This is a genomic window from Actinocorallia lasiicapitis (genome assembly GCF_054778695.1).
Map to the genome: position 1 here is coordinate 1 of NZ_BAAGZI010000225.1, position 9,498 is coordinate 9,498.

Genomic DNA, 9,498 nt, shown 5'->3' on the forward strand with positions numbered 1-9,498 from the left:
GGAGCACGCCGGTACGCGTGGCCGGCCGTCGCCGCCGAACTGCTCGCCCGCTACCGGGCGCTCCTGCGCTGACGGACGGCCCGACGGCCATGGCATGATCGTTTACCGGATAAGGGTCATGTCCGTATTGAGAGAGGGATGTCCGATGCGTTTTCAGCTCCCCGTCGCCCAGCGCGTCCTCGCCGCGTCCGCGGTCGCCGTCGCCGCCACCGTCGTCGCGCTCGCCCCGTCCTCCGCCGCCAGCGCCGCCGTGTACTGCGGCTCCGGGTACAACGTCATCGCGTCCAGCAAGGTGAAGGGCAGCGACGGCGGCGTCTGGGGGACGGTCTACCTGACGTACAGCAAGAAGACGAAGAAGAACTGCGTCACCGTGATCAAGAGCGTCTACAAGGGTGTTTCCACCCGGTCCCGGGTGACGCTCTGGGTGAAGGGCGGCTCGCCCTACAGCAGCGCCATCGACGAGAGCGTCAAGTACTGGGGCGGTCCCGTCGCCCTCAAGGCCGGCAAGCACTGTGTGAAGTACCAGGCGATCCTCTGGAGCAAGAACGAGATCAACAAGGCCGTCGGCGGCCGCACCGGCAAGTGGGGCAACTGCGGCTGATGACACGATGGCCCGGAATCGGCGCGATTCCGGGCCTTCACTGCGTCAGGCGGTGATGATCTGGTCGGCGAGCGGCGAGATCGCGCCCAGGATGGTCGTGACGGTCTCGGCGGGCACGCCCGCGTCCGACAGCGCCGCGGACAGATGTCCGGCGACCGCCGCGAAATGCGCGCTGCTGATGCCGAGCCCGGAGTGCGCGGTGTCCATCGGGGCTCCGCTGTAGGTCATCGGCCCGCCGAGTGCGGCGCCGAAGAACTCGATCTGCCTGCCTTTGAGCCGGTTGAGGTCCACTGAGCCGAAGAATCCCTGGAGTTCGGGGTCGGCGAGCACGCGCGCGTAGAAGTCGTCGACGACGGCCGTCAGAGCCGCTTCGCCGCCGATCGATTCATAAATGGTGGCCATGATCATCATTCGTACCATGCGCGAACGATCTCCAAAAGAAACCTTTTGCGTTGTTTTGGGCCACTTCCGGCAACGCTCTCACGGTGGAGATCCCGTCCCGCCCTGGCTAGCGTGGCGGCAGAAGACGGGCGAGGAGTCGCGATGCGGTCAAGGTTCGCGGCGGTCGCCGTCATGGTCGGCGCCGGTCTGATCAGCGCCGCTCCCGCCGAGGCGCGAACGGCTCCAGCCGACACGATCATCGTCGGCGACGGCGCCGTGGTCGGCCTCTGGCCGGACAGATACAGCCGATTCACGGTGAAAGTCCGACTCACCGACCCGTCCGCCGCATTCGCGACGATCGACCTCGAAGGCCCCGACGACACCGCACGGATCAGCGGCCCCCTCAAGGACCCCGACGGCGACCGGATCTACTCCCACACCTTCAAGCTCAGCTCGATCGACAGAGTCGGCGTCTGGCTGATCAGAACCGAGTACTTCAGCTCGTCCCTGCAGGGCGGAACAGGCGAGTTCATGACCGGCCCGCCCGGCATCTTCAACACCCGCTCCGGCACCACCCTCACCGCAAAGCCGTCAACCCGCAAACTCCGAAAAAACGCCCGCCTCACCCTCACAGGCAGGCTCCGCGCCATGAACGAGTACGGCATGTACACCCCCCACCCCTTCGCCCGCCTCCGCATCTACTTCCGCAAACCCGGCACCAAAACGTGGACCTACAAGACCTCCACCTCAACCAACGCCAACGGCACCTACCGCAAACACGTGAAACCCACCACCACCGGCACCTGGTCCGTCAAGTACCTCGGCGACTACTTCACCATGCCCCTCCGCAAAACCACCCCCACCATCAAGCTCCGCTGAAGCAACGCGCGAGCCCCCCGCGAACGTCTACCAGACGACCCCACGAACCTCCGCAGGACTACGGCATCACGGCGATGGCGTGCATGACCGGCAATGGCACTGGCCCCTTATCCCGCGGTTCCTCGACGCTCACGACATCGGACAGCACGGATGAGGTAGATGAACGGCATTCGGGTTGGATTCTTCATCGGGCGGGCGAGCGCGGTGGGTGCGGCGGTCGCGATCGCCGTGGCGGGGTGCGGGCGGGATTCCGCGCCGCGGAGCCCGGCCGTTGAGGTGTCGGCCGCGACCGCTTCCGACGGCGCGGGCTTCTTCGCCAAGTTCCGGCTCGAAGGCGCGCGCTGGCACCGTGCGCCCGCAGGTCTGCCGGACGCCACGAAGAAGGCGCGGCTGGTCGCACTCGCCGAGGTGGCGGACGTCCGCTCCACCCGGACGATCGGCGAGGGTAACAACGCACAACCCATGATCGGGATCGTCCTCAAGAACGTCGAGATCATCAAGGGCCGGCCCGCGCCGGGGCTCAAGGAGATCGTCGTCGAGCTGCCCGGCAGCCCGATCGTCGGCTCTCCCGAGGTGGTCACCGCGCTGAAGAGCTCGCTCCCCCAGGGCCGGGCTCTCTGGTTCCTCAACTGGATGGGCGAACTTCCCAAGGGGACGAAGCCCAAGCCCGGAGCCCCCGCTCCGCGTGAGGAGGACAAGCGGTTCTACTGCGTGATCCACCCCTCCGGCGGTCTGACGGTCGAGGGCCCGGACGGCCTCGTCACTCCCCTCGCGGAACAGGACGAGGCCGACAACAAGACTCAGCGGCAGGACCTCAGGCACGACATCAGCAGGTACCAGAACCTCAAGGACCTCGTCGCCGCGGTCCGCGAAGCGGACTGACGTCTCAAGCGGGGGGTGGTCAGGGGAGGATGCGGGAGAAGAAATGCTTGTGGAGTTTCTTCACGGTGGTGGGCTTCAGGGACTTGGTGGGGGTGCCGAGTTCGGAGTAGGTGCGGTTGCCCCACTGGATGTCGAAGACGGCCGTGTTGGTGCCGGCGGCGGAGGGGGTGCCGGCGCGGTAGTCGACGATCGGGTTGAACAGGGCGAACGGGCCGCAGTTCGAAGCCTGCGGGACGGCGAAGGAGTTGTCGACGACCGTCGCGGTGATGACGGTGGGGTCGTCGGGGTGCATCGCCGGGGCCTCGCCGGTGATCGGGGTGTTGGGGGCGGGCGGGTTGGTGGCCTCCCAGCCGACGTTCAGTTTCAGCGGGTCGGCGTCGGAGCCGATCGTGCAGTCGTCGCCGACCAGCAGGTTCTGCACCTTGAGCTTGAGGCCCATCGCCAGGAAGGCGCCGCTCGGCGGCAGGAACACGGGGTCGCCGACGGCCACGGGCTTGGCGTGAATCTGCAGGACCGGCAGGAAGTCGCTGCCGGTGACGCCGAACAGACCGCCCTTGATCCTGATCGGGTCGCTCTTCAGCGGCCGGTAGATCGAGATGTTCGTCGTCCCCATCGCGTCGGAGTAGCCGAGGAAGGTCAGCTTGATCGGGCTGGTGATCTCCTGATCGATCTTGCCGATCTTGAGTCGTCCGCCGGTGATGACGATGACGCTGCAGTACGTCTCGGCGGCGGGGAGGTCCGCCGGAAGGGCCGGGCAGTCGTCATAGGTGAGGGCGGGCGAGAGCGGTCCGGCGGCGGCGAGCGCGGCGGGCGCCTGTCCCGTCACCGCGACGGTTCCGGCAGCGGCAAGGAACGCCGCAGCGGCGGCGCGTCTGCGCAGAGGCTTGTTCATCGAACTCTCCAGGGGGTGGCTGGCCGAGACCTTGATCACGTCCGGGGAGACAACCATGAACGCGACCGTTCATCAACCATTACACCGATCCAAACCACGCTTCCGCCCCATTTAGGCCCGACCGAAACCCGAATTGGGCCCACCCCTCCCCACCACCCCCACCCATCCGTCCCACTGTGACGCCGCCCACATAGACCATCCCGCAACCGCACATGACCTGCGGTGGAGCCCCCACTCCACCGCGTGATCGACATTCCGGACAGCCGCATTCAGCCGCCGAAATTAGAGGCCCAGGTAGGCGCGGACGGCGTTTTCGAGTTGTCCCATGTCGAGACGGTCCAGGTAGTCGACCGGGTCGCCGACGAGGTACTGGATGTCCAGTGATCGGATCTGGTCGACGAGCAGGAGGGTGGATCTGCCGGCGATCTCCATTCGGGGCCGGAAGACGGAGTCCTGTGCGCTGGTCGAGGTGGGGACCACGGTGACCATGGTCCAGTCGGTACGACTCAGAACCAATCCCAACCGGTTGCCGCGCTGCTCGGACCCACGCTTGGCGTCGCCGAGGCTGACTTTGTAGACCGCTCCCCGGATCACCAGGCATCAGGCTCCGCGTTGAGATCTTCCCCGCTGGCCACGATACGGTCGGCGTCCCGTTGCGCCTGAGCATGCCAGTGTTCCCGTTCGAGCAGCAGGAGAGCCCTCCGGATGACATCGCTGATGGATTCGCCCGGATTGGAGACGGTTCTAAGGATTTCCTTGTCGCGCTCAGTGGCGCGGAAGCCGATGGACGCCATGGAACGAATGTACAACAAATGTTGAACAGCATCCACTGTCCGATCCCACGAACCCGTGGCCGTCAGAGGGTGTCGTTGTGGGCTTCTCGGGTGGAGCGGAGGGGGAGGTAGGGCTCCTGGTCGGGGGGGTGGCCTGCGGTGATGGCGCGTTGGCGTTCGACTTCGGCGTTGATCTCGGCGCCCAGGAGGATGGCTAGGTTGGAGAGCCAGAGCCAGACCAGGAAGATCGCGAAGGCGGCGAGGCTGCCGTAGACGCGGTGGTAGGAGCTGGCGTGCTCGGAGTAGAAGGCGAAAGCCGCGGAGCCCGCCACCCAGACGGCGACCGCGACGAGGCCGCCGTGCGTCCCCCACCGGAACGGCTGCTTCGCGTTGGGCGCCGCCCAGTACAGCAGCGCCACCAGCAGGCCGACCAGCAGCATCAGCAGCGGCCACCGCCCCCACTCCCAGGCCGTGACGGCCGCGGAACGCTCCCCGATCGCCGCCCCCGCCCGCTCGGCCAGCCGCCCGCTCAGCACGACCATCACGGTGACGGCCGTGAGCAGCCCCAACGTCAGGACGGTCAGCCCGAGCCGCAACGGCAGCAGATACTTCAGCGGCCGCCCTTCGGGCACGTCGTAGACCGCGTTCATCGCCCGGATGAACGCCGCCGCGTACCCCGAAGCCGCCCAGACGACGCCCACGAACCCCACGACGCCCGTCGCCACATGCTGTTCCTGCAGGTCGGTCAGCATCTGGGTGACCAGATCGCGGGTCGGCCCCGGCGAAAGATGGCGGAGGTTGCGGAGCAGCGGCTCCGTCGCCGACGGCCCGACCGCGCCGAGCACCGACAGCAGCACCAGCAGCCCGGGGAAGAAGGAGAGCAGCGTGTAGTAGGTGAGGGCGGCGGCCCGGTCACCCAGATTGTCCTGGCGGCATTCGTCGAGGATCCTGCGCATCATCCGGGCCAGCGTAACCCGGCGAACCTCACCAAATCAGGCGTCCCGCTCATGCGCGGCCGCCTCAAGATAGAACGCGGCGAGCTCGACGATGTCGCCATAAGGCCCCCACTCGCAGGCGAGCGACCACGCGCAGACCGGTGACGCGCAGCGGGCGGTCCAGCGGCCGTCGAGCCCGTCGCGATCCGGTTCGAACGCGTAAATGACCATGTGTCGATCCATCTCGCCCCTCATCGCGATCTCTCGTCCCAGACGCCGCGATAGGCGCGCTATGACGCGACTTTCCCTGAGGAAATCTCGCCGGGCACACGAAAGCCCCGACCCCCTCAGGGGGCCGGGGCGCGACGAGCGCCGGGTCAGAGCCCCGCGACGGGCATCCGGTAGGTGCGGTAGGTGTTGTAACCGGCGCCGAGCGCGGCGTCGAACAGCAGTTTCCCGGTCGGGTCGAACTCCGAGATCCGCCCCTTGTGGCCCCAGCTGATCAGGGTGTTGCCGTTGGGCAGTTCCTGGACGTTGCCCGCGTACGCCGCCGCGATGGGCGCCGGGTGCCGGATCTCGCGGACCAGCTCGACGGTCTTGGCGACCGGGTCGACCTTCAGCCATTTGGCGACGGACTCGGCGGTCGTCTCGGGGTAGGCGTTCTCGTTGTCGAAGACGTGGACGATGCCGGGCGCGGTCGCCCTGGCGTCGTGCTGGTAGTTGAACGACGCGCCGGGCCCGAACGTGAAGTCGTTCCGCTTGCCGCCGAGCCGCCATTTCACGGCGCCGGTGTGCCGGTCCACCTTGAACACCGACGACAGGTTCCGCATCGAGATCAGCAGGTCGCCGTCGGTGTCGAGGCCGACCGAGTTGATGTGCGCGAAGTCGTAGGCGCCGGTCGTGTTCGGTGAGATCCAGCCGTAGCTGTCGGCGATGGTCGCGTGGTCGAGCGCGCTCCACTTCATGAGGGTCTTGCCGGTCGCGACGTCGATCTCGTGGACCACGCCGTCGACGAGCCTGCCGTCGGCGGGCCCGCCGATCGAGGTCATGTCGGCGCGGTGCTCGGGGTAGGTGATGACGAGCGCGGTGCCCTCGGGCGTCAGCAGGAACTCGTGGCCGTCGAGCCGGGTGCCCTCCTCGGCGTGGACGGTCGCGATGATGTGGTGGTCGAGCCCGGCGATGACGCCGATGCCGGTGCCCCAGCCGTTGCCGTTGTAGCCGCCCTGCCACCAGGTCAGCACCGGCTTGCCCTGGTAGGTCTGCTGCCGGAAGTCGAAAGCCTCCTCTTCCGGCGGCAGTTCCTGCGACCAGACCGACCTGCCCTCGTCGTTGACGATCCGGACGGTGTGCGGGGTCCGCTCGCCCTTCTCGCCGATGAACAGCAGGCCGGGCGCGATCCCCGGCTCCCGCACGGTGACGGTGAGCGGGTTCTCCTCGGCGGCACGCGCCCCCGTCGCCGGTGACAGCGCGAGCGCGACGGCCATGACCAGATGAAGCACGGTTCTCTTCTCCTAAGCGGGACGCCTGACCGGGAAGACCCAGCGGTCGAGGGCGATGTAGCGGAGCAGGGTGACCACGGCCGAGGCCAGCAGCAGCGCGACGGTCTCGGCATGGGGATCGGCGGCGGGGGCGAGGGCCAGGACGGCGCCCGAGGTGACGCAGTAGTTCAGCAGGAACAGCGAACCGGCCCGGAAATGGGCGCGGACCCTGCGGGCGTCCTTGGAGGCGAAGGTCCAGCGGCGGTTGGCCTCGGTGTTGGCGAGCCCGGTGAGGGTCAGCGCGGCGAGGTTCGCCAGTTCGGGCGCCCACCAGGAGCGCAGCAGTAGGTAGATGCCGGCGTGCGCGACGGTCGAGGCGATCCCGATGAGGACGAACGCGGTCAGTTTCAGCAGGGTCGACGAGCGGGGCGTCCGGACGACGGCGTCGGGGTGGGCGGGCGCGGGCCGCGGGCGGGGCGGCAGCGCGACGTCCGTCTCCCCCGCGGAGATCCGCCGGGTCGTCCTGACCAGTCCGCGCAGATTGTGCCGGACGGTCGCCCCGACCTTCACCTTGGAGTCGAGGTCCTCGATCCAGTCGACGGGCACCTCGTGGACGCGCAGCCCGTTGTGCTCGGCGATCAGCAGCAGCTCGGTGTCGAAGAACCAGCCGTCGTCCTCGACCTTGCTGAGCAGTTCGCGGGCCACCGACGCGCGCGCCGCTTTGAAGCCGCAGGCCGCGTCGGAGAAACGGGCCTGGAACACGTGCTTGAGCAGGCCGTTGTAGCCGCGCGACAGCGCCTCGCGTTTGAACCCGCGGCTGGTCTGCGACCCGCCCGCGAGCCGGGTGCCGATCGCGACGCTGGAGTGGCCGCTGGCCAGCGGCGCGATCAGCGGGAGCAGCGCCCCGAGGTCGGTCGACAGGTCGACGTCCATGTAGGCGACGATGTCGGCTTCGCTCTCGCACCAGGCGGCCCGGACGGCGGCGCCCTTGCCGCGCACGTCGAGCCTGCGGGCCGTCACGCCGTCGAGTTCGGCGGCGAGCCGCTGGGCGATCGGCCAGGTCTCGTCGGTGCTGCCGTTGTCGACGATCGTCACCTGCCATGGCAGCGGGAACGATGCGGAGAGGAACGCGTGCAGTGTCCGCACGCAGCCGCTCAGCGCACGCTCCTCATTGAGCACGGGGATCGCGATGTCCACCGTGGCGAGCTTCATACGCCCCTGGACGGGGACCGAGACCGACTCCGAAATCACCTGCACGGTCGGCATCCTCGCCCCGGAAGGCCCGTGGGGCGCGGTGCGACGGGCGGACGCCGAAGAACCTTGCCAAGCCCTTGCCCTAGAGGAAAACCGGACGGCGCTCCGTCAGAACTCGACAACTGGGCGTGTCCGACCGATCACGCTCCGCTGGATCATCGGATGATGGCCCTCGCCCGAGCCCAGAGCCATGTGGGGGAAGTTTTGAGGAGAGCCACGCTCCGGACCGCTGCCGTGCTCGCCGCGCTGGCGATCCCGTTCACCGGGACCGCGCACGCCGGCACCGATCCGGGGGAACCGGTCTACGGCCACGCCGTCCCGCCGTTGGGCGCGACGGCGCTCGCACCGGCCGTCCACGGCAAGAAGGTCCTGGTCGTCGGTGACTCGTGGGCGGGATCGTTCGCCAACGGGATGCAGGAGACCGCAGGCGAGCACAGCACGATCGTCAACGGGGGGCTCGGCGGCTGCGGAATCCTGCTGCCGACGTCGGAGGGCACACCGCCCGCCTGCCGGGAGTGGCCGCGCAAGTGGCCGTCGTACATGCGGGACCGGCCGGACGCCGTGGTGCTGATGGTCGCCCACTGGGACGCCTCGCCCCAGCAGATCGAGCCGGGCGCACCGGCCGGGAACCTCGGCCAGCCCGCCTACCGGAAGGTGTTCGAGCACCGTCTCGACCAGGCGCTCACCATCCTCACCACCGGATCGACCCCCGTCTACCTGGTCAACTCCCGGATGGTCGGCCACAAGGGCTGGGGGGCGTGGGCGCCCGCCATGAACGAGATCCTGCGGACCGCCGCGACGGCGTGGGCCGGACGCGGCGTCCATCTGCTCGATCTGCGCGGCCAGCTCTGCAACGACGACGGCTGCCCCGAGGTGCTCGACGGGGTCGACGTCTACGACGAGACCGTCCATCTGACGGTCCCGGCCAGGGGGCGTATCGCCCGCTGGATTCTCAACACCATGTTCACCTGAGGAGAACCATGAAGATCAGACTCGTCATCGCCGCCGCCGTGATCGCCACCTGTGCCGTGCCGCAGCCCGCTTCGGCCGCCACCGGCACGTTCCGGTGGAGCGACACCTCCACCGGGGTCCAGTCGCACATCCTCACCGACCCGGTGCCCGGACACTGCTACGCCCTCGTCGGGGTCGAGGCGCCGTTCTACGCGGTCAACACGACCGACAAGACCGTCCGCTACTACAAGGGCGGCAAGTGCAAGCGCGAGCTCGGTTCGATCCCGGCGGGGATGTTCGGGCACGTCACGCGCCACGTCATGTTCGACGCCTAGGCCGGGGATGGCTGCCATGAAGGTGACGAAAGCGGGCGCGGCGCTGGCCGCGCTCGCCTTCCTGACCACCGCCTGCGCCGGGCAGGGCTCCTCCGCTCCGGCGGGCGGAGCGGTCTCCGCGCAGGCCGACGCCGGGC

13 protein-coding genes are annotated in these 9,498 nt (G+C 68.5%); 5 read left to right on the forward strand and 8 right to left on the reverse strand.

Translation table 11 applies throughout. The features are described from left to right. Positions 1-145 precede the first annotated feature (145 nt). Entirely contained in the window at positions 146-601 is a 456-nt protein-coding gene (locus ACYVE7_RS22040) for a hypothetical protein (protein ID WP_460366886.1), read from the forward strand. Between the two features lie 45 nt (positions 602-646). Here the strand turns inward: ACYVE7_RS22040 and ACYVE7_RS22045 are convergent, their stop codons facing one another. Beyond that, positions 647-1,003 (reverse strand): group I truncated hemoglobin, encoded by a 357-nt coding sequence (locus tag ACYVE7_RS22045; RefSeq protein WP_460366887.1) that lies wholly within the window; start codon positions 1,001-1,003, stop codon positions 647-649. A gap of 141 nt (positions 1,004-1,144) precedes the next feature. Between ACYVE7_RS22045 and ACYVE7_RS22050 the strand changes: the two genes are divergently transcribed. Both ACYVE7_RS22050 and ACYVE7_RS22055 read left to right on the forward strand, forming a co-directional pair. Beyond that, the gene (locus ACYVE7_RS22050; protein WP_460366888.1) at positions 1,145-1,861 is read left to right on the forward strand and encodes a hypothetical protein; all 717 of its coding nucleotides are present in this window, start codon (positions 1,145-1,147) and stop codon (positions 1,859-1,861) included. A 159-nt stretch (positions 1,862-2,020) separates the two neighbouring features. Further along, positions 2,021-2,743, forward strand: a complete 723-nt coding sequence (locus ACYVE7_RS22055) for a hypothetical protein (protein ID WP_460366889.1) — start codon at positions 2,021-2,023, stop codon at positions 2,741-2,743. Between the two features lie 19 nt (positions 2,744-2,762). On the opposite strand, the gene ACYVE7_RS22060 is transcribed toward ACYVE7_RS22055, so the two are convergent. From ACYVE7_RS22060 to ACYVE7_RS22090, 7 genes are all read right to left on the reverse strand, one after another. Then, positions 2,763-3,692, reverse strand: a complete 930-nt coding sequence (locus ACYVE7_RS22060; protein ID WP_460366890.1) for a hypothetical protein — start codon at positions 3,690-3,692, stop codon at positions 2,763-2,765. A 225-nt stretch (positions 3,693-3,917) separates the two neighbouring features. Further along, positions 3,918-4,229 (reverse strand): type II toxin-antitoxin system PemK/MazF family toxin, encoded by a 312-nt coding sequence (locus tag ACYVE7_RS22065; protein ID WP_460366891.1) that lies wholly within the window; start codon positions 4,227-4,229, stop codon positions 3,918-3,920. Continuing rightward, positions 4,226-4,429: a hypothetical protein gene (locus tag ACYVE7_RS22070; protein WP_460366892.1), complete on the reverse strand. Its 204-nt coding sequence runs from the start codon at positions 4,427-4,429 to the stop codon at positions 4,226-4,228. The genes ACYVE7_RS22065 and ACYVE7_RS22070 overlap by 4 nt, the downstream gene beginning before the upstream one ends. A gap of 62 nt (positions 4,430-4,491) precedes the next feature. Then, complete coding sequence (locus tag ACYVE7_RS22075; RefSeq protein ID WP_460366893.1) at positions 4,492-5,367, reverse strand: YihY/virulence factor BrkB family protein; 876 nt, start codon at positions 5,365-5,367, stop codon at positions 4,492-4,494. Between the two features lie 33 nt (positions 5,368-5,400). Next, positions 5,401-5,574 (reverse strand): hypothetical protein, encoded by a 174-nt coding sequence (locus ACYVE7_RS22080; protein WP_460366894.1) that lies wholly within the window; start codon positions 5,572-5,574, stop codon positions 5,401-5,403. 146 nt (positions 5,575-5,720) lie between these two features. Continuing rightward, a complete protein-coding gene (locus tag ACYVE7_RS22085; RefSeq protein ID WP_460366895.1) occupies positions 5,721-6,842 on the reverse strand; it encodes an arylsulfotransferase family protein in 1,122 nt (373 codons plus the stop codon). A 12-nt stretch (positions 6,843-6,854) separates the two neighbouring features. Next, entirely contained in the window at positions 6,855-8,078 is a 1,224-nt protein-coding gene (locus tag ACYVE7_RS22090; protein ID WP_460366896.1) for a glycosyltransferase, read from the reverse strand. A 231-nt stretch (positions 8,079-8,309) separates the two neighbouring features. Here ACYVE7_RS22090 and ACYVE7_RS22095 point away from each other — a divergent pair, with 231 nt between their 5' ends. Then, positions 8,310-9,047: a DUF459 domain-containing protein gene (locus tag ACYVE7_RS22095; protein WP_460366897.1), complete on the forward strand. Its 738-nt coding sequence runs from the start codon at positions 8,310-8,312 to the stop codon at positions 9,045-9,047. An 8-nt stretch (positions 9,048-9,055) separates the two neighbouring features. Further along, positions 9,056-9,361 (forward strand): hypothetical protein, encoded by a 306-nt coding sequence (locus tag ACYVE7_RS22100; protein WP_460366898.1) that lies wholly within the window; start codon positions 9,056-9,058, stop codon positions 9,359-9,361. The last annotated feature ends 137 nt before the right edge of the window (positions 9,362-9,498 follow it).